This window comes from Serratia sp. TSO36, from assembly GCF_057808395.1.
This window is the reverse complement of the sequence record NZ_JBJZOU010000052.1, coordinates 1-304: the sequence shown is the minus strand read 5'-3', so window position 1 is coordinate 304 and position 304 is coordinate 1. Positions and strand designations below refer to the sequence as shown.

The window sequence follows — 304 nt, the reverse complement described above, 5'->3', positions numbered from 1 at the left end:
ATCCTTTGTTGCCAGCGGTTCGGCCGGGAACTCAAAGGAGACTGCCAGTGATAAACTGGAGGAAGGTGGGGATGACGTCAAGTCATCATGGCCCTTACGAGTAGGGCTACACACGTGCTACAATGGCATATACAAAGAGAAGCGACCTCGCGAGAGCAAGCGGACCTCATAAAGTATGTCGTAGTCCGGATTGGAGTCTGCAACTCGACTCCATGAAGTCGGAATCGCTAGTAATCGTAGATCAGAATGCTACGGTGAATACGTTCCCGGGCCTTGTACACACCGCCCGTCACACCATGGGAGT

Annotated in this window: 1 rRNA gene; it reads left to right on the top strand. The window is 52.6% G+C overall.

From position 1 onward, the window contains the following. A 16S ribosomal RNA gene (locus ACK3CV_RS25405) occupies positions 1–304 on the top strand; the annotation flags it as partial.